At 40.2% G+C, this 22,960-nt stretch carries 19 protein-coding genes; 11 read left to right on the top strand and 8 right to left on the bottom strand.

What is annotated here, in order from left to right; all coding sequences use genetic code 11:
• Nucleotides 1-6 precede the first annotated feature (6 nt).
• Complete coding sequence (locus tag PING_RS11875) at nucleotides 7-195, top strand: hypothetical protein (protein ID WP_041766447.1); 189 nt, start codon at nucleotides 7-9, stop codon at nucleotides 193-195.
• 287 nt (nucleotides 196-482) lie between these two features.
• Here the strand turns inward: PING_RS11875 and PING_RS11870 are convergent, their stop codons facing one another.
• Complete coding sequence (locus PING_RS11870) at nucleotides 483-881, bottom strand: nitrous oxide-stimulated promoter family protein (protein WP_011770604.1); 399 nt, start codon at nucleotides 879-881, stop codon at nucleotides 483-485.
• A 1,031-nt stretch (nucleotides 882-1,912) separates the two neighbouring features.
• Here PING_RS11870 and PING_RS11865 point away from each other — a divergent pair.
• The 6 genes from PING_RS11865 to PING_RS11840 all read left to right on the top strand — a co-directional run bounded on the left by PING_RS11865 (nucleotide 1,913) and on the right by PING_RS11840 (nucleotide 9,223).
• Entirely contained in the window at nucleotides 1,913-3,895 is a 1,983-nt protein-coding gene (locus PING_RS11865; protein WP_408635125.1) for an ATP-dependent DNA helicase, read from the top strand.
• 100 nt (nucleotides 3,896-3,995) lie between these two features.
• Entirely contained in the window at nucleotides 3,996-4,709 is a 714-nt protein-coding gene (tsaB, locus tag PING_RS11860) for a tRNA (adenosine(37)-N6)-threonylcarbamoyltransferase complex dimerization subunit type 1 TsaB (protein WP_011770602.1), read from the top strand.
• Between the two features lie 51 nt (nucleotides 4,710-4,760).
• Complete coding sequence (locus tag PING_RS11855; protein ID WP_011770601.1) at nucleotides 4,761-5,549, top strand: hypothetical protein; 789 nt, start codon at nucleotides 4,761-4,763, stop codon at nucleotides 5,547-5,549.
• Between the two features lie 400 nt (nucleotides 5,550-5,949).
• On the top strand, nucleotides 5,950-6,960 hold the full coding sequence (gene pyrD, locus PING_RS11850) for a quinone-dependent dihydroorotate dehydrogenase (protein ID WP_011770600.1): 1,011 nt from the start codon (nucleotides 5,950-5,952) through the stop codon (nucleotides 6,958-6,960).
• Nucleotides 6,961-7,009: 49 nt separating this feature from the next.
• Entirely contained in the window at nucleotides 7,010-7,576 is a 567-nt protein-coding gene (locus PING_RS11845; RefSeq protein WP_011770599.1) for a cell division protein ZapC, read from the top strand.
• Between the two features lie 261 nt (nucleotides 7,577-7,837).
• Entirely contained in the window at nucleotides 7,838-9,223 is a 1,386-nt protein-coding gene (locus PING_RS11840; protein ID WP_011770598.1) for a sodium-dependent transporter, read from the top strand.
• 138 nt (nucleotides 9,224-9,361) lie between these two features.
• Here the strand turns inward: PING_RS11840 and PING_RS11835 are convergent, their stop codons facing one another.
• A complete protein-coding gene (locus PING_RS11835; protein ID WP_011770597.1) occupies nucleotides 9,362-10,510 on the bottom strand; it encodes a methyltransferase in 1,149 nt (382 codons plus the stop codon).
• Between the two features lie 259 nt (nucleotides 10,511-10,769).
• Here PING_RS11835 and PING_RS11830 point away from each other — a divergent pair, with 259 nt between their 5' ends.
• Nucleotides 10,770-11,357, top strand: coding sequence for a PhnA domain-containing protein (locus PING_RS11830; protein ID WP_011770596.1), 588 nt, complete (start codon nucleotides 10,770-10,772; stop codon nucleotides 11,355-11,357).
• Between the two features lie 150 nt (nucleotides 11,358-11,507).
• Here the strand turns inward: PING_RS11830 and pyrC are convergent, their stop codons facing one another.
• Complete coding sequence (gene pyrC, locus PING_RS11825) at nucleotides 11,508-12,539, bottom strand: dihydroorotase (protein ID WP_011770595.1); 1,032 nt, start codon at nucleotides 12,537-12,539, stop codon at nucleotides 11,508-11,510.
• 297 nt (nucleotides 12,540-12,836) lie between these two features.
• Between pyrC and PING_RS11820 the strand changes: the two genes are divergently transcribed.
• Nucleotides 12,837-13,325: a TlpA disulfide reductase family protein gene (locus PING_RS11820; RefSeq protein WP_041766445.1), complete on the top strand. Its 489-nt coding sequence runs from the start codon at nucleotides 12,837-12,839 to the stop codon at nucleotides 13,323-13,325.
• A 53-nt stretch (nucleotides 13,326-13,378) separates the two neighbouring features.
• On the opposite strand, the gene ltaE is transcribed toward PING_RS11820, so the two are convergent.
• Entirely contained in the window at nucleotides 13,379-14,392 is a 1,014-nt protein-coding gene (ltaE, locus tag PING_RS11815) for a low-specificity L-threonine aldolase (protein WP_011770593.1), read from the bottom strand.
• Between the two features lie 635 nt (nucleotides 14,393-15,027).
• Between ltaE and PING_RS11810 the strand changes: the two genes are divergently transcribed.
• Nucleotides 15,028-16,044 carry a GGDEF domain-containing protein gene (locus tag PING_RS11810; RefSeq protein ID WP_011770592.1) on the top strand — a complete coding sequence of 339 codons (1,017 nt, stop codon included), beginning with the start codon at nucleotides 15,028-15,030 and terminating at the stop codon, nucleotides 16,042-16,044.
• Between the two features lie 123 nt (nucleotides 16,045-16,167).
• Here the strand turns inward: PING_RS11810 and nspC are convergent, their stop codons facing one another.
• From nspC to PING_RS21000, 4 genes are all read right to left on the bottom strand, one after another.
• Nucleotides 16,168-17,298 (bottom strand): carboxynorspermidine decarboxylase, encoded by a 1,131-nt coding sequence (nspC, locus tag PING_RS11805; protein WP_011770591.1) that lies wholly within the window; start codon nucleotides 17,296-17,298, stop codon nucleotides 16,168-16,170.
• A 75-nt stretch (nucleotides 17,299-17,373) separates the two neighbouring features.
• Nucleotides 17,374-18,591 (bottom strand): carboxynorspermidine synthase, encoded by a 1,218-nt coding sequence (locus PING_RS11800; protein WP_011770590.1) that lies wholly within the window; start codon nucleotides 18,589-18,591, stop codon nucleotides 17,374-17,376.
• Between the two features lie 130 nt (nucleotides 18,592-18,721).
• Nucleotides 18,722-20,206 carry a pyridoxal phosphate-dependent decarboxylase family protein gene (locus PING_RS21005; protein ID WP_011770589.1) on the bottom strand — a complete coding sequence of 495 codons (1,485 nt, stop codon included), beginning with the start codon at nucleotides 20,204-20,206 and terminating at the stop codon, nucleotides 18,722-18,724.
• On the bottom strand, nucleotides 20,196-21,620 hold the full coding sequence (locus PING_RS21000; protein WP_011770588.1) for a diaminobutyrate--2-oxoglutarate transaminase family protein: 1,425 nt from the start codon (nucleotides 21,618-21,620) through the stop codon (nucleotides 20,196-20,198). The genes PING_RS21005 and PING_RS21000 overlap by 11 nt, the downstream gene beginning before the upstream one ends.
• A gap of 613 nt (nucleotides 21,621-22,233) precedes the next feature.
• On the opposite strand from PING_RS21000, the gene PING_RS11785 reads away from it, so the two are divergent.
• Nucleotides 22,234-22,959, top strand: a complete 726-nt coding sequence (locus tag PING_RS11785) for a response regulator (protein ID WP_011770587.1) — start codon at nucleotides 22,234-22,236, stop codon at nucleotides 22,957-22,959.
• Nucleotide 22,960 lies beyond the last annotated feature (1 nt).

Raw genomic sequence — 22,960 nt, 5'->3', positions numbered from 1 at the left:
GGAAACATGGAGCGACAAATTTGTCAGGAAAAATTTGAACGTTGGAGTTTACGACAACGACCTGAAAGGCGTAGGGCAGGACGCCCGGTGTCATTTACGGCAGTTCAGGTTTATGAGCGGGTAAGCTCTGCTTGCCCTTTGATTTCATTAGGCTCGGCTCTGCACATGGATGTGCTGTCTGAGCCGGTGCGTTAAGAAGTTATTGAGCGGACAAGAATAAAAAACGTTTCGGACGGCACTCTTTTGGTTACTTTGCTCTTGATGTTGAAAGAGCATGACTCCCTCGAACTGCGAAACTGAGTTTCGGTTTCTCATCGTCTACACGCCGTCAAGGGCGGAATACTAACAATGAAAGTTATATTAAAAGCTCACAAGCGAATGCTTACGAATAAGGAATACGGTACCGATCAAAGGGCTGAACCCCATCTATGAAAGTGAAACCAATCATCACAAGCACTAGCAAGGATAAAACAAAGCGGCTACTATTTATCCGCATTCCGAATATGCCTATTCGACGCTTTATCTGGAATACTTTCCGGCACTGGCCGCTGCTCTGCAAGTAAATGTTTTATCGCTAAAATAGGATGACTTAATAACATTCTGGGTCCTGCGTAACGCATAATGATTCTGGCCTGTTCGCGTTGCGCTGTTTTATAACAATGAATAGGGCATTTATTACAGGTCGGTTTATTCTGTCCGTAGGGACAACGGTCTAATTTTTCATTGGCATATAAGATAAATTCAGCATAGCAAGCGCAGAGTGTTTTTTGTCCTGACATTAGAGCTGTACTACTGTGATGTTTTTGACAGTAAATAGCCACCATCGCCTTAATGGTCTTAAATTCCAACCCCAGTTTTCCCGGTAAAGTATGTTCGCTCATATATTAAATTACAGTTTATGGATTAGCCTATAATCATACTTTCAATTCACGTAGAATACAGGTCATCAACCTTTTTTATTGGCGAGTCCTTCACTTTGATCTCATCTTTTTTTCAGCCTTGGGTGCCTTAAGAGGAAAACCCTCAGTATGAACTTTTTCGAATTCTAGCAGAAAAATACGATAAATCGATAATACTTGATGATAAAATGGCATAAAAAAAATATTTAAACGGAATAAAAACAGTTGGTTATGTTTCGTTGATCAACACGTTTAACCAACAATTTTTGTCCGCTTATGTGGGCGTTAAATGTAATGATAACCGCAGTGTTATTTAATATGGGTACTTTATGAAAACTGTGATTTTCCACATAATGAGCACTTTTAGATGGCTTATTGTGACTTCCTCAAACATCTTATCTGCATTAATGATTTTTGTTTTAATTTTCTCTCTGTTTAATGACACATCAAATCAGACTGCTAACCTAATCATAACGTTTATGGTTGCTGTTTTGTCAGGTGCGTTTTCATGGTACTACGATCTACTTCTTAAAAATTTAGAGCCATAAAATAATAAAATCAAGAGTAGAGCTAAAAAGGTCATGGGGTTGCCCATTGTGAATGGGTTGCCTTTTGCTTCCTTTTTTTGGCTGTTCAAAGAGCATGAATAGCTAGAACTGCGAAACTGCCTTTCGGTTTCTTATTGTCTACACGCCGTCAAGGGCGGAATACCAACAATAAAAGTTAAATCAAGCGCCAACAAGCGAAAGCTTACGAATAACCAATGCGTTATTAACATAGTAGATTCAATTTTAAAGTGCATTACCATGCATAAAAAAGTAACACGCCGTCAGGGCGGAGTACCAACAGTGAAAGTGACACCAAAAGCTCTTAAGCGAAGGCTTACAAATAACCAGTACGGTATTTCCATTACAGTGCGGAGCATGGGAACGAGCATGAGAAACCAAACGTTTTGCTGCTAGTGCTTTGCTCGCTCATATATTAAATCACAGTTTATGGATTAGCCTGTGATCATACTTTCAATTCAAGTAGAATACAGATCATCCGCCTTTTTTATTGTAGAGTCCTTAACTTTGATCTCATCTTTTTTTTCAGCCTCGGGTGCCTTAAGTAAACAACTGCCTTTTTTTATCTCTCGGGATGCGCAGATTGAAATGGCTGACGCTGTCACACAGGCCATTACAAAAAAACAAAATTTAGTCGTTGAAGCTGAAACGGGGACGGGTAAAACCTTTGCCTATTTAGCGCCAGCGTTATTAACTTTTGATAAAGCCTCCAGTGAAAAAATTATTATTTCGACGGGCAGTAAAGCGCTACAGGAACAGCTGTTCTTAAAAGATTTACCCTTATTAATGGCCGCGACTAATTTCACTGGTTCCGTGACTGTCTTAAAAGGGCGCAGCAACTACCTTTGTAATGAACGTCTGGCGCGTTTTATGCTGGAAACCAAACAGCGGGAAAAAGCATTACAAATAGAGCTGATAAAAATAAAAAACTGGTCGCTTACCAGTAAAACCGGCGACTTGGCTGAGATCAAAGATCTGGCTGAAGATGCATTGATTATTCCCTCTATTACCAGTAACAATGACAACTGTTTAGGCCGTGAGTGCCCCAGTTTTGATGACTGTTTTATTGTTAAAGCGCGCAAAAAAGCCATGGATTCAGACCTTGTGGTGATTAATCATCATCTGTTTTTTGCAGACTTAGCCGTTAAAGAAACTGGCTTTGGAGAGCTGATCCCCGAGGCGGGGGTTTATATCTTTGATGAAGCCCACCAACTGCCCGATATTGCCAGCCTGTATTTTGGCGAATCCCTGTCCAGCCGGCAGTTAATAGAGCTTGCTAAAGAGATAGAGTTTGTTTATCGCACTGAGCTTCGTGAAGCAAAACAGATGTCTAAAGCGGCGGATCAGCTACGTTTAAGTGCATTAGATTTCCGGATGGCCTTTGCGATTGATAAAGGCACGGGCAGCTGGCGTGATAAGTCTAAAGAGCGGGTGATGCAGCTGCATGTTGATCGTATCCTGCAGGTGATGGATTTTTTAAAGGAAGTGATCCTTGAACGCTTAGGTAAAAGTGACGTTTTAGACCATTGTTTTGAGCGTTTAACCCAATTCACCCTGTTATTTAAAAAACTCAACAGTGTGAATGAAAGTGGGTTCAGTTACTGGTTTGAGTGTACAAAACAACATTTTTCATTAAATATCACCCCATTAAGTGTTGCACAGCGTTTCCAGGCCGAATGTGAAAAAAAACAGGCCAGTTGGATTTTTACCTCGGCAACGTTATCCGTGAAAGGCAAGTTTGATCATTTTACTGAGCTGCTCGGTTTACAAGAAAGCCAGTGTTTACAGTTAGCCAGCCCCTTTGATTATGCAAAGCAGAGTTTATTTGTGGTCCCCCGGTTATTACCTGAGCCGGGCACACCGGGATTGGCCGATAAGCTGGTAGAACAACTTGCGCCGGTTATTCGCGCCAGTAAAGGGCGTTGTTTCTTTTTATGTACCAGTCATGCCATGATGAATCAGCTGGCGGCCGGGTTTCGTCAAACATTGACCTTTCCGGTCCTGTTGCAGGGGGAAAAAAGCAAACAAGCACTGCTTGATGAGTTTATTAACCACGGTAATGCCTTATTGGTGGCAACCAGTAGTTTTTGGGAAGGGGTGGATGTGCGTGGACAGGTATTATCCTGTGTTATTATCGATAAAATTCCCTTTACCTCTCCTGAAGAGCCTTTATTAAAAGCGCGGATGGAAGATGCGCAATTAAAGGGTAAAGATCCCTTTGCCGAAGTGCAATTACCACAAGCTGTTATTACTTTTAAACAGGGCGTCGGGCGATTGATTAGGGCGGAAAAAGATAAAGGTGTATTGATCGTTTGCGATACACGTTTGGTGACCCGTAAATATGGTAATCTCTTTCTCAATAGTTTACCTTGCATGCCGCGTACTCGCTCCTTAGATAATGCAATCGATTTTTTAAAAACGATTGATTAGTTATCATTAATATTAACTAGATTCCTGCACAACAGCAGGCACTTCGAATAAATCAAATTTCCCTGTCCCGAGGGAACCCACTGGAATAGATAGGCTAAATATGTTCAAAAAGTTAAATGTGTTATGTGTCGATACTTCAACGGAAGCGTGCTCAGTTGCGGTGCTTTGCCAAACGGCGGCGGGGCAAGTCATCAATGATCAATTTATGCTGGCACCGCGTGAGCATACAACAAAAATTTTGCCCACGGTCGAGCAAGTCTTACAATCCGCGGGAGTAAACTTATCTGATATGGATTTTATTGCTTATGGCCGTGGGCCGGGCAGTTTTACCGGGGTGAGAATAGGTATCAGCATTGCACAGGGTTTAGCCTTTGGCAGTGAAAAAAATATGGTGGGTGTTTCAACATTACAGGCGATGGCACAACAAGCCTTTAAGATGAAGGGCGCTCAGGATGTCTATGCGGCGATTGATGCGCGGATGGGTGAGGTTTATTTTGGGCATTACCAATTAGATAAAAAATTAATGGTGTTAGTGAATGATGAGGTGGTGATCAAACCGGCTGACTTAATCGCACGGCAGGAAAACATTGCTGAAAATGCTGTGTTAGTGGGCTCTGGTTGGGCGGCTTATCCTGAATTATCCGAGCACTTTAACGCGCCTGAAGAAACAGAAATCGAGTTTCCCAGCGCAAGATTTATGCTCGATGAAGTGATTAACTGCATCGATAAATCATTAGATATTTTACCTGAACTGGCAACCCCTGTTTATTTGCGCGACAAGGTGACTTGGAAAAAATTACCCGGGCGCGAATAAGGTGTTATTTTTAATGAGTCTCTAGTCTGCTATTTATAAAAGGAATTTTTGATGTTGCGTGTTATTTTTTGCTTTTTTTTATTGTTGACCAGTCTAAGTTGTATTAGTCAGGCTTACCGCATTAATTTGACATGTCAACAGGCAGAGAAATTAGGTCAGCTGATATGGAAAAATGAAGGCCAGCAAAAACAGGAAAATCTGACCACCTGGAATAAAAATGAAGATTTCCCGTCATTGGGTTTGGGGCATTTTATTTGGTACCCGGGGGTAGAAAAAGGTCCCTTTAAAGAGCAGTTCCCTGAATTATTGCAATTTTTTAAAAATAGTGGCGTTGTTCTACCCGCGTGGCTTGCGCGCAGTGAGCAGGCTCCATGGAAAAGTCGCGAACAATTTTACCGGGAATTTGACCAGCCACAGTTGACCGAGTTAAGACTTTTACTAAATAAGCATTCTGATTTACAAGTGCAGTTTATTATAAAACGTTTAGAAACCGGTATTCCATTGATACTCCTTAATAGTAATAAAACGGAAATGAAAGTAATTCATTACCAGCTTGCCCGTTTAACGGCTTTGCCTGAGGGTATTTTTGCGCTATTGGATTATATTAATTTTAAAGGTGAGGGGGTTTTGTCAAAAGAAGCTTACCAGGGACAGGGATGGGGATTAAAACAAGTTTTATTAACCATGCCGCTTAAATACGATGATCCTCTGCGTGCATTTGCTTTATCGGCCGATGAAGTATTAACCCGTCGTGTTAAAAATGCCCCAAGCAATGAGTTGCACTGGTTAAAGGGCTGGCGAGTGCGAGTGCACGGTTATCAAAGTATTATGGTTAATTAATACCAAAAGAACTAAAAAGGTAATCACGCTTGCTGGTTAAAATTACCCCTAACTGCGTTGTGAGCTTTATTCAGAACGTCCTGTTCTTCACCGCTTAGTGGCCAGCTGAAGCTGTTCAAAATCGTTCCAGACGATTTTATGTATTCAGAACGTGCTGTTCTTCACCACGTTGTGGCCAGCTGAAGCTGTTCAAAATAGTTCCGTACTATTTTGTGAAGGAGAATAACGATCGAATGCAATTCTCGCCTTGTTAGTGCTGATTTTTCCTTCGCAATACTTGATCACTTCATTAATTCCTTTGGTATAGCTAACTTATATGATTTTATTGTTTTTGTTTAACAGATACAGAGTACAATAAATACAATATTATTTTATCCACTTTTTATGAAAGGTTTTACTTATGTTTTATCAAATTATGCGCAGTTTTTTATTTATGTTAAATCCTGAAAAAGCCCATGACTTTTCAATCAAACAATTAAAGTTAACCCAGGGCACTGCCTTAGATTTTATCTATCGTCAGAGGGTCCAGCAAAGACCAGTGCAGGTCATGGGTTTAACTTTTCCAAATTCAGTGGGTTTGGCTGCGGGTTTAGATAAAAATGGCGAATGTATTGATGCCTTCGGCGCAATGGGTTTTGGGCATATTGAAGTGGGTACGGTAACTCCCGTTGCACAGCCCGGTAATGAATCTCCACGTATGTTCAGAGTATTGGAATCTGACGGTATTATTAACCGTATGGGCTTTAATAATGAGGGTGTCGAAAATTTAATTAAGAATGTGAAAGAAAGTAATTTCAAAGGTGTTATTGGTATTAACATAGGTAAAAATTTCTCAACACCGGTGGAACAGGGAAAAGAAGATTATTTGTTATGCATGGATAAAGTTTATCCTTATGCCGATTACATTGCGGTTAATATTTCTTCACCTAATACGCCCGGATTACGTTCGCTACAGTATGGTGATGCACTGAATGAATTGCTTGCTGCGCTCAAAATACGTCAAGCTGAACTGCAAGTTAAATACAATAAATATGTGCCAATTGCCTTAAAAATTGCACCGGATCTCAGTGACCAGGAGATTGTCTCAATCGCCAAATCATTGCTCGAATACAAAATTGACGGTTTAATTGCGACTAATACTACCCTTGATCGTGACATGGTTAAAGGTATGTCGCATGCAGGTGAGGCGGGTGGTTTAAGCGGCCGTCCTTTGCAAAATAAAAGTACCGCTGTGATTGCAAAATTTGCCGCGCAATTAAAAGGAGAGATTCCCATTATTGGCGTGGGTGGCATTGATAATGTGATTGCTGCCAAAGAGAAAATACAAGCAGGTGCAAGTTTAGTGCAGATCTATTCCGGTTTTATCTACCATGGCCCTCAATTAGTTAAAAATATTGTCAATAATATTTAATTTATAATACCGCTCTGTTTGTGCAGAGCAGTGATAGGTGAAAGTGACTTTGTGTAAAAAAACGCATCGAATAATTGATTTTAGACCGCAAGCAAATTGGTATTGGCTGTTTGATCATAATAGGGCGATATTAACCCTCAATATGGGGGATAGAGTTATTGATATTGTGTATAAACCCGAAATGCTGATATTAAAATTTGATCAACCAGTCTTTTTTACTATTGAAGATGTTGCTAATTATATGGATCTTTTTGAAGGTCCTGCATTAGGCGATTATTGGCCAGCTTTAAGATCTCAGATTATTCTGCATGCCTTAGTTGCTAACCAGTTCCACAAACCTATTATGCCCAAAAATTGGTTATTTGAATCGAGTGTTGGTGAACAACCGCGCGTTCATAAAGGTGACCATATAATATTAAAATCATCCGCTATTAAAGAAGCCAAAAAGTATTTTGTTTTAGATAATGATGAGAATTTTATTTTATGCATGCTGATTGAAAAATCACATGGATTAACTTTTAATCGAAATTTTGTACAGTTTCAGATAGTTAAAGTGACTTATGACAAAATATTCGCAACTAAGGCTGACTGTAATACATTAAGTCAGTATGTTTAATGATATAAAGTAGTTGTTATTGACGTTAATTAGAACACTCTGTTTTTATTAGTATTGATATATTTTTTTTTAATTGTTATGCTCCAATTTTTATGCTACTGCCAGTATGAAAATTGTTATGCTATTGTCAGTATAACAATTTTTATTGCGGTTTGTGTGGCCTTCCTGTGTAACTATTATTATCCTTAAGCGGACGTTTGCTTAATTTATATTTTTATACGTTTTGGCTATAACTATTTTAATCACACCTCAAGGATTTAAATGAATACTGATACTCATGTTTCCAATCGATGGTCAAGTCGATACGCGTATATCTTAGCTGCAACGGGTGCTGCAGTTGGACTGGGTAATATATGGAAATTTCCCTATATCATGGGTGAAAATGGCGGTGGCGCGTTTGTTTTTGTCTATCTTTTATGTATATTTCTGATCGGTGTCCCGGTCATGATGGCCGAAGTTGTTATTGGTAAACGTGGGCGTTCAACGCCTGCCAATGCTATGACTCATGTTGCAACCGAGTCGGGTCACTCATCTCATTGGTCGATTATTGGCTCAATTGGGGTGTTAGCGGGTTTCTTGATTTTAAGTTTTTATGCGGTTATTGCAGGTTGGGCAGCAGCTTACGTGTTTTTTGCCGGTGCCGGCGAATTTAGCGCGGCGGCTGCGGATCCTGCTACTAATGCCGATGTAATAGGGGCTTTATTTACTGATTTGATTACCAGCGTACCCCAACTTCTTATCTGGACAACCTTAACCATTGTCGCTGTTGTTTACGTGATCTCTAAAGGTGTCAAAGAGGGACTGGAAACGGCAATTACTTATTTAATGCCGACTTTATTTATATTACTTTTTGGTATTATGATTTACTCGGCCATTGTGGGTGATTTTGCTGCTGCCTTTACCTTTATGTTCCACATTGACTTTTCGCAACTGACGATTGAAGGGGCATTAGTGGCATTAGGTCATGCCTTTTTCACCCTTAGTTTAGCGATGGGTATTATGATGATTTATGGCGCCTATTTACCTAAAGGCGTTTCAATTGTTAAAACCTCAATGATGATCGCTGTTGCTGATACTGTTGTTGCATTAATTGCGGGACTTGCTATTTACCCTATCGTGTTTGCGCATGGTTTGGAGCCAAGTGCCGGACCCGGGTTATTGTTTCAATCACTTCCTCTTGCCTTTGGTTCAATGCCTTTTGGTGATTTTGTGGGGGTTTTATTCTTTGTGATGGTGGTTTTTGCTGCATTCACTTCTGCTATTGCACTGCTTGAATCTCCTACTGCTTATTTAGTAGAGCGTCAAAATGTAAGTCGTACTAAAGCGGCTATTATTGCAGGTGCTGCAGTTTGGATATTGAGTTTATGTACTATCTACTCATTTGCCGGTGCGGAATGGACAAAACTGTCTTTTGGTATGGGTGGGGATATATTTGAGTTTTTAGATTACCTTACAGCCAATATTTTATTGCCTCTGGGTGGCATATTAATATCAATCTTTGCCGGTTGGGTCATTAAACCAGAGATTTTAAAAGAAGAGTTTAACTTATCTGATAAATATTTTGCTATTGTATTAACACTTCTACGTTATGTTGCTCCAATAGGTATTTTACTCGTATTTTTAAATGCGATAGGTCTTTTTAAGTAATCTCTATGCAGACCACTCGACGCTATCTTCAAGTGTAAGCAATAGATAAAAACCGTTTGGGTAAAACCAAACGGTTTTTTTTAACAAAAAAAAGCAGCTCATTGAGCTGCTTTTTTATTGTGCACATTTTTTTGAAAACTAATCCATTTTTACTGCACGTAAAATAACAAACTTTTTGTTCTGGCTAACGATTTCACAGTTGCCAAAGATACGCTCGAGTTTGTCCTGATAGTTAAGATGGTGGTTACCCACTATCACTAATTCACCATTATCGACTAAACAGAAATGGGCATCATTAAACATGCTCCAGGCAATCTGATCGGTGATTGTTTGTTGCTGATGAAAAGGCGGGTTACATAAAATCAGATCATAGCTGCGGGGTTTGAAACCCACTAATCCGTTATTAACCACAAATCGCGCATTTTCAGCTTGTTCTTCAGGTAAATTTTTCTGCATGTTAATACGGGCAGAATCAATCGACATGTAGGACTCATCAATAAAGGTGATTTGTGCTTTCGGATATGCGGCAGACGCCGCCATACCAATAATTCCGTTACCACAACCTAAGTCTACAACCTTAGAAAAATCGCCTTTAGGCAGATTATCCATTAAGAAACGACCGCCAATATCTAAGTGGTTACGAGAAAATACATTGGCATGGTTATGGATTTTCCAATCAAGCTTTTCAATTTCCCAGGTAATTGCTATCTCTTTTTCGGGTACTTCTTTAATTATTGGTAAGCTGAAAATTAAACGTGATTTCTTTTTCGCCAATGATGTTTTGGTTGTGCCGATATATTTTTCAAATAAATCTAGAGTAGAGTTATGAATCATATTGACTTTACCGGCCGCCACAACGATAGTTTCAGGCGTTATAACTGCATGTAATTTTTGTAACATTTCTTCAAGGTAAGAAAGTGTTTTAGGTATTTTAATCAAGACAATTTTTACGTTTTCAGGAAACTGCTGCAGACTGTCCTGTAAAAGAAGATTTTCTTCCGGGCAACGATTACGCTGCATATTTAGCTTGATTGAATTAATGGATAAGTATGAGTCTGAAACAACAGTACGCTGAAATGCTTGCAGGTAACAAGTCAGTGCGCCGAAGCTGTCGTTAACAAGCAATATTTGCTCATTTTCATTTAGCTGTTTTTGCAGTTCATTTTCAGAGAAGTAATTGATGAGGTATTCATCAGCAGAATCCCATGCTTGTAATGTTTCATTTTTTATTCTTGGGTGACGATGCAGAACCAAAGTTTGGTCTGCAATGTTCAGTGCTTCATTCATAGGATTTTGCTCAGTGTTTAAAATAGTGTCAATATAAAAAATCCATTTTAACGTGAACCAGCCCATTAGGTAAGTAATATTGTCATTTGCGGCATAATTAATGAATTTTATAAATCTATTTACTGAATAAATGAGCGACCAATCAAACTTTTTTTTACGCTTAAAGAGGGGCATAATAGCGCCATCTTATTTTGTTACCCAAAATACTTGCGGATGCATCTTCGAGTCATTTGGGTAACCCTCCTTTAAAGGACTTATTATGCCGATTAAAAAAGCGCTATTAGAGCGTAGCAATGCTGCTTGTGAACTCTGTGGCAGTACTTCTGAGTTATCTGTTTTCGATGTACCACCTGTGGCCGAGCCTAACTCGGATAAAGCTGTTTTAGTCTGTGCTACCTGTTTACCACAAATTGAAAAAAATACTGAGATGGACAGCAATCACTGGCGCTGCCTTAATGACAGTATGTGGAGCCAGGTACCGGCTGTTCAAGTGCTGGCGTTCCGCATGTTAACAAGACTTGCTAAAAACGAAGGTTGGGCACATGACTTGTTAGATATGATGTACATGGAAGATGAAACGAAAGCCTGGGCCGATTACAATGTTGCCGCAGATCAAATCGAAGCAGTGGCAGCGACACGTGATTCAAATGGTACTGTTCTGGCCGGGGGGGACAATGTCACCTTAATTAAAGATCTTGACGTGAAAGGCAGTAGCTTTACCGCTAAACGCGGTACGCCGGTGCGTAATATCTCACTAACGGATAATCCGGAACAGATTGAAGGCCGTGTGAATGGGGTACGTATTGTCCTATTAACGCAATTTATTAAGAAAATGCCGCAGGACTGAACAAAAAATAGTTTTAATTCATTTTTTTATAAGGTTAACCCAGCCGTTGTGGACTCTTGTTGAAAAATAATCTAGCAACGGTGGCGCTACTTGGCACAAAGGCGAATAAAAACAGTTATTCGCTTTTTGTGCCGACATTAAAAAAGTTATCTACAGCACTTTCCAAAGCATTTGCTCATTGGCTTTAATCGGCACCACTTGCTGGTTACCAAAACTCATTGACGCAGGCACATCCCAAGCTGATTTCTCAAGGGTAATAGTATCGCTGTTACGTGGTAGATTATAAAAATCAGGGCCGTTAAAACTGGCAAAGGCTTCTAATTTATCCAATGCACCGGCTTGTTCAAAGACTTCTGCATATAATTCAATGGCTGCATGAGCGGTATAACACCCCGCGCAACCACAAGCCGCTTCCTTACGGTTAACCGCGTGTGGAGCAGAATCGGTGCCTAAAAAGAATTTTTTAGCGCCACTGGTTGCAGCTTTTATTAATGCTTGCTGGTGAATATTACGCTTTAAAATAGGTAAACAGTATAAGTGTGGACGAATTCCGCCTACTAACATATGGTTACGGTTAAACATTAAATGGTGGGCGGTAATAGTTGCTGCAACATTGTCGCCTGCATTATTAACAAAGTCTACCGCATTCGCCGTGGTGATATGTTCCAGAACGATTTTCAGATTGGGATAGGATGCAACGATCGGGGCAAGGACTTTCTGTAAGAAAATCTCCTCACGGTCAAAAATATCAATGTCACTGGCGGTGACTTCACCGTGAATCAGTAGCAGCATGCCGACCTCCTGCATCGCCTGCAGAGCCTCTTTTATTTTTTCAACCGAGGTAACACCTGATTCTGAGTTGGTAGTGGCACCTGCCGGGTATAATTTGGCAGCATAAATTTGTCCCGATGCTTTGGCTTTTTTTATCTCATCAGCGCTGGTGTTATCGGTTAAATAGAGGGTCATTAATGGTTTAAAGCCAGCCTTCGGCTGCGCCGCAAAAATTCTGGCCTGATATGCAAGTGCTAATGCAGTATTTGTTACGGGCGGTACAAGGTTAGGCATAATAACTGCGCGGCCCATATAACGGCTGGTATCACGCACAGTGTCCTTTAGTACTTCACCGTCGCGCAAATGCAAGTGCCAATCATCGGGGCGGGTTATTGTTCTTGTTGTGGTCATTGAATTATCTCCATTAATTTTTAACTATTTTACAAGTATCCAGCGGTGAACTAAAGGCAATTTTACGCTTCATTGGCCTGCACCTTGTAGTTAACGCCAAATTGCTTCGGTATATCAGTACTGCACTGGCATTGCCGTTTCAGGATGGATTGTTTATTTCTACCGATAAAATATTTTATGGTGTTGACTGATTCACATTAATATCGCCCATAACGTGCTAAATTATTAAGGAATATGCAATATTCTCTACCATACTGGGGTGAACTATTGAAAATAAGAAATAAACAAAGAGAAACTATGAGCCGGTTTGTGCAATTTGTGACAGTTTTAATGATCTTATTAACCAGCAGTATAACGGTTGCACGACAACCGGAATGGTTAAGTGAACTTAATCTGAGCGAGTATCAGAATAAAGTGGTCTACTTGGATTTTTGGGCATCATGGTGCGGGCCATGCCGGCAATCTTTTCCGTGGTTAAATGCGATGCACAGCAAATACCGGGATAAAGGGCTGGTTATTATTGCCGTCAATCTTGATAAAGATTCAAACAAAGCCGATCAATTTATTAAAGCCTTCCCCGCTGACTTTCTGTTGTACTCTGATCCTAAAGGTATTAGCGCGCAAAAATATAAAATTACTGCTATGCCGAGCTCGTATCTGTTTTCCGGTAAGGGTGAACTGGCAGAAAAGCATCTCGGATTTGAAAAAAGTGAAGTGGCTCGCTATGAGAAAAATATTGTTAAATTATTAGATCAATTGGCAGGCGACAATGGAAACAGGCCCTAGCACCTGTTTCCCGGGATAATACCCGCTCTGAAAAGCGGCGCCGCGTCCATTTATTAAGGTTTTAAAGCCTGTTTTAACGCGGTTAAAAAAGTCTCAATGTCGATTCGACTAATACCCAAATGAGTCACTAAACGAACCGGGTTCCCTGTGCTCAATATTATACCCTGCTCTTTTAACGTATCCTGTAATTTTTGCTGATTGATCGCCGGATCAAGTTTGGCAAAAACCATATTGGTTTGTACTAATGCCGGATTGACCGTAAAACCTTCGAGTAATGATAACTGCTGGGCAAGATAATGCGCATTAGCATGATCTTCTGCTAAACGGGTTACATTCTCTGTTAAGGCATATTTACCTGCCGCCGCTAAAATACCCACCTGACGCATCCCACCGCCCAACACTTTACGCCAGCGACGGGCTTTTGCGATTAATTTCTTATCACCTAACAAGAGTGAACCGATCGGAGCCCCTAACCCTTTTGATAAACAGATGCTCATTGAATCAAAATATTGACTGATTTCTTTAATATCAACGGCTAATGCAATGGCTGCGTTATATACCCGGGCACCGTCAAGGTGCAGCTGTAATCCATGAAGGTTCACGAATGTGCGAGCCTGTTGCAGATAAGCAAGTGAGAGCACTTTTCCATTGATCGTATTTTCAAGACTTAATAATGTGGTACGGGCAAAATGCGGATCGACAGGCTTAATGGCCGAGGCGAGTTTTGCAAAGGAAAGGGAACCATCATTTTCATTTTCGATAGGCTGTGGCTGAATCGATCCTAATACTGCCGCACCACCGCCTTCAAATTTATAATTATGTGCCTGCTGACCGCAAAGGTATTCATCACCGCGTTCACAGTGTGCCATCAACGCCAATAGATTTGCCTGCGTGCCGGAGGTGCAGAAAATGGCAGCTTCAAAACCATGACGTTCTGCAGCCCATTGTTCTAAATCATTGACGGTTGGATCGTCACCATAAACGTCATCACCCACCGGGGCATAGATCATCGCCTGCAGCATAGCGGGCGATGGAAGGGTGACTGTATCAGAACGAAAATCAATCATTAGTTATTTTTCTCCTTTGGTATTATGATTTGTTTTGGTTATTATCCGTTTTTTGTATGCCTAAATAGTACACCTAATGAGATGCAAAACAATCCATTGCCAATCATGGGGAAAAGAAGCGATTAATATGCAGGTGAGCACTTTATAAACGGCATTGAATTTGCCTAATGTTAAAGATTAAAGATTAAAGATTAAAGATTAAAGCTCGAACAGAGCAACATGATATCAATCAGCTTATGAAAACCCGGGAAATTAAATCAATATTTAATGGCTGGACTTTTGACGGGTGTAAGTTGTAAAAAGGTGTCAATAAGTTATCAGCAGTATAGCGATCGGATCATAAAGCTTTCTGGCTAGCTGCTTAACAGCTTTTTTAACCAAGGCAGATTTAAAGTGTTATTATTGTACTCAGGGCAATAGAGTTAGTATTAGATATAGTTTCATGTTATTTTTTTACCTGCATATTAGTCTGTTTCTGATACAGACATCGAAATATTATCTTAATGCTTTAATTTAAGACATAATTTACCAATACAGGTTAAAAATTAGTCAGTTTTACTCTCTCAATAACTGCCATCGCGTGTATTGCGTGTATCGTGGGTGTTGAGTATTGGGATTATAATTGTGAAAATGCGATGAAGAAAAATTTAACTTATGAACAATTAGAAGCAAAGGTAACCCTGCTTGAAAAAAAACTTAAGCAGTCCGACCGTTTAATAAATACATCGGTAAAAGACTATCATTTTTTGCAAACCCTGGGCAATACTATTCCTACTCCGATCTATTTTAAAGATGCGCAGGGCATCTATAGAAGTTGTAATGATAGCTTTGCAGATATCATCTTTGGTGTGAGCAAAGACCAGATAATGAATCACTCATTATTTGATTTAGCACAATATATACCTGCTGAATTAGCGCCGGGTTATTATGCTAAAGATCAGTATTTATTCGAAAATCCAGGTAAGCAGGTTTATCAAGCATCGGTCAATTGTGCCGATGGTTTAGTTCGGATTTATGTGTTTCACAAAGCCACTGTACATGATAAAAAAAATAATGTGGTCGGTATTGTGGGTGTGATGCTTGATGTGACTGAGCTGGAAAATCAAAAGTTGGCGTTACAAGAAAAAAGTCAACAATTAGAAGTGCATTCTGAAACTGATCCATTAACCGGATTACATAACAGACGAAAATTTAACGATATATTTGCAAATAACTTAAGTATTGCAAAACGGCAAACACGATTATTAAATTTTGCCATTATTGATGTTGATAATTTTAAAAATTATAATGACACTTATGGTCATGTGGCGGGAGATAATGCGCTTATTCTATTGTCCCGTTTTCTGCAAAAGCGTTTATTGCGTGCCGATGATTATATCTTTAGATTAGGGGGGGAAGAGTTCGGTTTATTATTCTACAGTGATGATGAAGTTAGCGCCCGTGAATTTGCCAATAATATTCGACAAGGTGTAGAAAGTTTAGCAATTGACCATATTCAAAATGAAAATCATGAATTACTGACTATTTCGCTCGGCATAGTAACGATTAAACATAAGACTAAAAGTATATCAACGATTTATGAGCAGGCAGACAATTTAATGTACCGGGCTAAAAACAGTGGCAGAAATAGGATCTTAAGTCTGGTCATTTAATCCTGCCCCCAGCGCATCGATTGTTATACTGGGGGTCGCAGAGTTAACGCGCGCCGGGTGTTATTTGTCAGAACACTCGGCAAGTATTACTCATCCAAACGTTATGCTAGTTTAATCCTTTGTTTAGCCTTTGCCTAAACTGTCTTTATAATCTTGATAGTCAAAAGAGTTTAATAACTCAATTTCCCCATCGACACGCTTGTAGTAGATACTGGGCATTTTCAAACCGTTAAACCAATTTAGTTTGACCATGGTATAACCGGCAGAATCGAGAATATGTAATTTTTGCCCAATTTGCAGCGCTTCATCAAATTGTGTTTCACAGAATTGATCGCCTGCTAAACAGGAGCATGATCCTATAATATAGGGGAATGCTCCATCAGCGGAGGCCTCGCCAATCGAGGCTGGTTCATTGTAGATTAGCGTATCTAAACGATGGGCTTCTGTGGCACTGTCTACAATGGCTGTTTTTTTATTATTATCAACAATATCAATGACGCTGACCACCAGATCCGCGGTGCGGGTGATAATTGCTTCACCGGGCTCTAAGTAGAGTTGAAGCTGGTGTTTTTCACTAAAGGCTTTTAATGCCAGGGCCAGTTTTTCAATCGGGTAATCCGGCGCAGTAAAGAAAATCCCACCGCCTAAACTTAACCATTTAAGGTGGGTTAAATATTCTGCAAAGGTGTTCGAAATATAATCTAAAATTTCTATAAAGGCATCGGCATCTTTGTTTTCACAGTTCATATGAAACATAAAACCATCCACTTTATCAACAATGGATAAATCCAGTAAATCCTGTTTTACGCCTAAACGTGAGTAAGGGCGGGTTGGATTGGCAAGATCTTGACCGGCAACGCTGCGCTCAGGATTAATGCGCAAGCCTAAGGATGCAAAGGGATTGGCTGCCTCAAAATGTGTGGCCAACTGAGTTAATGAGTTAAAGATGATTTTGTCCGATAAAGGCGCAACGGTATTGATATCGTGGCTAGAATAACCCACGCTGTAGGCATGGGTTTCACCGCCAAAGGTCTCATGGCCTAGTTGAACTTCAAAAGGGCCGGAGCTGGTGGTGCCGTCTAAATAGGGTTTAATTGTGTCGAACGTTCCCCAGGTTGAAAAACACTTTAATGCTAATACTAATTTAGCCCCTGAAATTTTTTTCAGCTGTTTGGCTTTTTCAAGATTTTCAATCAGCTTTTTTTCATCGACCATAAAATAAGGGGTGGTTAATTGGTTTTCATTAAAGCGCATAATGGGAGTCTTTTTTTAGGTTAGAAAGTAGGAATAAAAACGAAGGCCGGAACCTTCGTTTAAAGTAAGCGGAGATTAAGCGTCTAGCTCTTGTACCTGCCAGGTTAAACCGACACTTGGCATTAGCGCTAAGAAATCATCTGGGTTGAGCTGTTCTACATTGAATAAACCCACATCATTCCATTTACCCTGAAAGTAAAGCAGGGCGGCGGTGATCGCAGGTACACCCGTTGTATAGGAAATTGCCTGATGTTCAACTTCAATATAAGATTCTTTATGGTCGCAAATATTGTAGATAAAGACACTTTTAGGCAGGCCATCTTTTTGACCGCGTATCCAGGTGCCAATACAGGTTTTACCCGTATAACCGGATGCAAGGGAAGTGGGATCGGGTAAAATAGCTTTTAATACCTGCAGGGGTTTAACCGTAATGCCTTCAGCTGTGGTAATGGGCTTAGGGCTTAGCAGGCCAAGATCACGCAGCATATTAAAATAATTAAGGTAGGAATCGGAGAAACCCATCCAGAATTCGATACGTTTAGCGGGAATATATTCAGCCAAAGAACGTACTTCATCATGTGCCATGGAGTACACTTTTTGCGGACCCACCACGGGGAAATCAAATTCCATCATACGACTATGGCAGGGAACACTTTTCCACTGCTGATTCTCAAAGTAAAAAGAATCACCTTGAATTTCTAATAAGTTGGTTTCAGGATCAAAGTTAGTGGCAAATTTTTGACCGTGATCGCCCGCATTAACGTCCATCACATCAATACTATCAATTTCATCAAACAGGTGCTTATGGGCATAGGTTGCAAAAACACTGACTACACCCGGATCACAACCCGTACTTAAAATACCCGTAATACCGGCTTCTTTAAAACGTTCGGCAAAGGCCCATTGCGGATCATAAGCTTCAGGAACTTGTTGTCCGGGACTGCATAAATCTGTCGCAACCGAGGTATCAAGGTAAGCGGTTTTAGTTAAAACACAGGCTTCCATAATATTGACGTTCACCCAAGGGGGGCCCGCATTGATCAGTAAATCGGGTTTGACTTCATTAATAAGTTTAACCAGGGCATTAAGATCATCGGCATTAACCGCCACTGCTGATATTTTTTTAGTGGTGTCTTTCAGATTATTACGTCCTTTAATAGAGGTAATAATTTTTTCACATTTAGAAATAGTGCGGGAAGCTAGGGTGATATCGCCAAATACATCATTATGCAGGGCACATTTATGGGCAATAACCCAACCAACGCCACCGGCGCCTATCTGTAATACTGACATTTTAAAGTCCTTGTTAAGAGATAATACCCAATCCACTTATTGAATCTTCTCTTGAGTGGAATGGGTATTATCTATATTTTTCTGTAAGTTATAAAAAAATAAAAAGGTGATCATTTAATTATTTTGGGTATTAGGTATTAGGTATTAATTGTTGTGCATGCCTTTCGATTTTTTTAAATAAATTATCAAAATTGTTTAATGTTAAACAGGGGTTTAACAGGGTAAATTTAAGATAAAGTTTGCCATCAACTTTGGTTTCGCCAATCACAGCATCGCCACAGGTTAATAATTGCAAACGTAATTTTTGCTGTAGCTGATTAAACTCATTAAGCGTTAATAGACCTTGATATTTTGTGCTTAAGCGAAATAAAACCGTTGATAATAATGGCTCACAACAAAGCTCAAAATGGCTGTTTTGCTGCACAGATTTTGCCACCGCCTGAGTGAGTTCAATTAACTTGTCGTACATTTCACCCAATGTATTAGCACCGACCCCTTTTAAGGTCATAAACATTTTCAATGCATCAAAACGTTTGGTTGTAGCAATACTTTTATCAACCAGGTTAGGCAGATCATCACCTTCCCGGTTAAGGTAATCTGCATGGTGCAACAGACTTTTAAAGTGTGTTTTATTTTTAATTAATAAAGCGCCGCAACTGATGGTTTGATAGAAGAGTTTATGAAAATCCACACTCACGGAATCAGCTGATTCCATGCCTAGTAGACGGGATTTATGTTTTTGACTAAGCATTAATGCGCCACCATAGGCCCCGTCGACATGGCACCACAGACCGAAATGGCGGCTGATTTTTATAATTTCCTGTAAATCATCAATGGCGCCATGATCCGTTGTGCCTGCGGTGGCAACCACTGCCATCGGCAATAATCCCTGTGCCAGCAAATCATCAAGGGTGCTCTGCAAATGCACAGTATCCATCTGACCTTGAATATTGGTTTTAATGCACACAACCGAACGTTCCCCAAGACCCATTAATGAGGCGGATTTTTGAATGGTAAAATGGCTTTTATCTGAACAGATAATACGTAATTTATTACCGTAATCAGGTAAACCATCCTGCTGAATATTATGGCCAGAATAGTGTTGTGCAAACCAGTCCCGTGCCAATAATAAGCCCATTAAATTACTCTGCGTGCCGCCGCTGGTGAAAACACCATCAGCACTATCGCCGAGCGCATAGGTTTTAAGCAGCCAATCGATAATAAACTGCTCTAGATAAGTCGCAGCAGATGCCTGATCCCATGAGTCCATTGATTGGTTCAATGCCGCAATATAAAATTCAGCCACCACCGACGAGATTAATGGCGGGGTATGAAGGTGCGCAATACAATGCGGGTGTTGTACCATAATTGAATTTTTAGCGATCAGATCATTGGTTTGCTCAATAACCTGCTGTAGTGGTTCAACCTTATCTAAATTGCTGTTATAAATTGCTTCTTTTAACAAATCCGGCGTCAAACCCGAATAAGGTTTAGTGCACTGCGCAAAGAGACTGTTTATATTATCCAGTGCTTGCTGGCTGGCGACTGTAAAGGCCTGGTTATTGGCCCCGGCGACTTGGATAAAGTGCTTGGACCAAGGTGAATTAGGCTGCATCAGTGATGTTATCCTGTGTCGCTATAATGGCAGCTTTAACGGTTTCAGCAACAAAGTTGATTTGTGTTTCGCTAATAATAAGGGGTGGTAAAAAGCGTAACACAGCACCTTTTCGGCCGCCTTTTTCAATGATTAAACCACGCTCTAACGCGGCACGTTGAATTAATGATGCACGTTCAGGATCGCTTTCCGGATGGCCTAATGAGTTAAATTTACCTGCTTTGACTATTTCAATGCCGCACATTAAACCGCGTCCGCGCACTTCGGCAATACAATCTGTTTCAGTTTGAATCTCGCATAATAACGCGCGTAACTGTTCACCGCGTTGTTTGGCATTCTCGGCCAGATTATCACGTTGGATAATTTCCAGTGTTTTAGCGCCACTTGCCATCGCTAACTGGTTGCCGCGGAAAGTACCGGTATGTTCACCTGCGTTCCAGCAATCAAATTTTTTGTTGTACAAAATAACTGACATGGGCATGCCACCGCCAATCGCTTTGGATAATATAAGGATATCAGGCTCAATACCTGACGCTTCAAAAGCAAAATTGTCTCCAGAGCGCCCAATACCGCACTGAATTTCATCAAAGATTAATAAAATACCTTGTTCAGTGGCAATACGTCGCAGTTCCTGTAACCAGAAAACCGGCGCAGGGTTCACCCCACCTTCGCCCTGAATAGGTTCAACAATAATAGCAGCAGGTTTAGTAATGCCACTTTCATCATCATTTAAGACCGATTCTATATAACGAATGCTCTGTTTAACGCCTTCCATGCCACCGAGGCCAAAGGTACAACGTAAATTGTATGGAAAAGGGAAAAAATGTACATCGGGCATTAATCCGCTGCGGCGTTTTTTAGCCCCCAAATTACCGGTTAATGATAACGCGCCATTGGTCATGCCGTGGTAAGCACCATGGAAAGAAATCATGGTATTACGTTTAGTATAAAGTTTTGCAAGTTTAATAGAGGCTTCTACAGCATCTGCCCCAGAGGGACCACAAAATTGAATACAGGCATTTTTAGCAAAATTAGCGGGTAAAAACTGCATCACAGATTTTATGAATTTGTCTTTGCCCGGGGTCGTAATATCCAATGTTTGATAAGGTACCCCTTTATTGAGTTGTTCTATCATCGCTTGGTTGATTTCAAAATGGTTGTGTCCAAGCGGCAAAGCACCTGCACCCGCAAGACAATCTAAATAAACTTGTCCTTTGGTATCTTCAATAATAACGCCCCGACTTTTATTAATCGCCAGCGGTAAACGACGCGAGTATGAGCGCACTTCTGATTCATAATGTTCTTGATTTAAAAGCACATTGTCAGGTGTCAAATCATATAATTCGTTTACTAAGGGGATTTCTTGATCGTTTGATAAATGGGTTTCAGGCGTCAAATTCAGGACGTTTTGCATAACGAGATCCTTAAATATTTTAAAGTGCTCCATAAAATGGAGTTAAAGTGATTCTACTTACGTTTAGAAAAATGAGGGTGGTACAGGGGGTTAAGCGATTAACTCACGGTTCTGTGAGAGAGTTTAAATAAGTATGGTATGAAGCGTGACAAGCAGCATAACCAATAAAAAACAGGGCTGTAGCGTGGTTAAGTAAGATTGATAGATACATTTAATACGCTCCTATTATTATTTTAAGCTGTTCTTAATGTTGTGTTAAAACACGCAGAAATGGATTGTTCTACGTGTTAGTGCGGTGTCAGCGCGCGCATTTTATCATCGTTTTGTTTGCTGGCAAGTGTAAAAAACAGGGTATCGGACTTTTTTTTGTTAGATATTGATTTTACTGTCAAATTAATAATAAAAATTAAGCGTAAAAATTAAATTTTTGGAGGGGAAAGTGAATCGTTGCAGGTGTTTTTTTTGAGATATTCTTCTCACATTTAAAAATGTTATGCTGAGTGCCTGATTTATTTTATCATTAATGACTGGCACGGCTATTAACTGAAAAAGGATTCCGTTAACATCCTGCCGATAATGAGTTTGTGGATTTCTGTTTTTAAAGGCAATAAATGTGACCAATAATAAACAAGTTTTAGTGATCGATGATGACCAGGCAATACGTGAATTGTTAGCGGAATATTTATCAAAGAATAACTTTGATGTGATTACCGCGGAAGACGGCCTGGAAATGGATAAACAACGATTAATCCATCAGCCCGATTTAATCATACTGGATATTATGTTGCCCGGTGACGACGGCTTTATCCTTTGCCAACGAATCCGGCAGACGTCCCATGTACCGATTATTATGTTAACCGCTAACTCCGATGAAATGGATCGTGTGTTAGGGCTGGAAATTGGTGCTGACGATTATATCGCTAAACCCTTTAGCCCCCGAGAATTACTGGCACGTATTAAAGCGTTATTAAGACGAACACAGTTTGCCAGTGAGGAAAATCAACCCTCAGCAAAAGCGCGCTATTTATTGTTTTCAAACTGGAAGCTTGACACTAAACAGCATCTTTTAATAGATGACAACAAAGATGAGATATCATTAACCGGTGCAGATTTTCAATTGCTTACCCTATTTTTAGACAATACCAATAGCGCTATTTCACGAGATCAAATTTGTCAGGCACTGCATGGCCGGGATGCTTTTGCCAACGAGCGTGGGATTGATGTCCATGTGAGCCGCTTGCGTCAGTGTTTAAAGGATGATGCTAAATCACCAAAAATCATAAAAACGATCCGCGGTGCCGGATATGTCTTTATCGCCGATGTTAATGAAAAAAATTAAT

The organism is Psychromonas ingrahamii 37 (assembly GCF_000015285.1).
Lineage (GTDB): Bacteria > Pseudomonadota > Gammaproteobacteria > Enterobacterales > Psychromonadaceae > Psychromonas > Psychromonas ingrahamii.
Note: the sequence above shows the minus strand (reverse complement) of the source record. Positions and strands in the feature narration are given on the sequence as shown.